Annotated in this window: 1 protein-coding gene; it reads right to left on the minus strand. The window is 70.1% G+C overall.

Going from position 1 to position 860, the window contains the following annotated elements; all coding sequences use genetic code 11:
• The coding region (gene mobF / locus A5780_RS34970; RefSeq protein WP_156769749.1) for a MobF family relaxase at window positions 1-860 on the minus strand (860 nt) is incomplete at both ends.

Genomic DNA, 860 nt, shown 5'->3' on the forward strand with positions numbered 1-860 from the left:
ACGCTGGTCCCGTCCGCGCGGGCCAAAGCCGGTGTGGGGGCGGCAGTGTCGTGGTCGCCGCGGGGAATCGACAACGGCGAGGTGAGCGCGGCCGCCATCACCGCATCGACCCCAGCCAGCCACTGGCCGGGATCGATGCGGCCGCGGAGCTGGCGGTAGGTTTCGGCGCGCAGGTGACGCGCCTGCCAGGTCGCCCGCTGCTGGGCGACGGTATCCACTACACGGGTCGCCGTGTCGGCGATCCAGGCATCGGTGACCGTCTCGCGGATCGGGGCCTGCTGATGCAGGACGGTGGCGACCATCGCGTCCACGGCCTGGTCCCCGCCCAGGATCTCGGCAGCCTGGGTCCGCCAGTCGCCGCGTTGTTCGGCGCGGGAGCGGGCGTGATGCTTACCGCCACGGGTTGCCAGCGTCGCCTCCTCACCCAGGCGCAGCCGTTCTTTCGCGGTGGGTTCGCGGCCGTGGCGCCGCTGGAACGCGGCGGCCAGGTCGGTGAGTTTGGTGGTGATGGCCTCTGCGCGTGTGGACCAGGCCGCCATCAACTCCGGTGCCACACCGGCGAGTTCGCGGATCGGGCGTTTGTACATGTCCCGGTCCGGGGTCTCGACGAACACCAAACCGAGGGCTTCTTCGAGGTGGTGTTCGAGGCGGGTGTTGTACAACTCGGAGGCGGGCACATTGTGGGCGTAGATCATCCGCCCATCTAGGGACCCCCACTGCCCGTCCTGGATCCGCCTGACTTTGTTGGCGATGACGAGGTGGGTGTGCAGATCGGGGTCGCCGGCGCGGGAATCGCGGTGGGTGAAGGCCGTCCCGACCAGGCCCTCGACGTCGACCTGGCGGACGCTGTGGCGGCCGAC

Origin of the sequence: Nocardia sp. 852002-20019_SCH5090214 (assembly GCF_001665865.1) — a bacterium.
Taxonomy (GTDB): Bacteria; Actinomycetota; Actinomycetes; order Mycobacteriales; family Mycobacteriaceae; genus Nocardia; species Nocardia nova.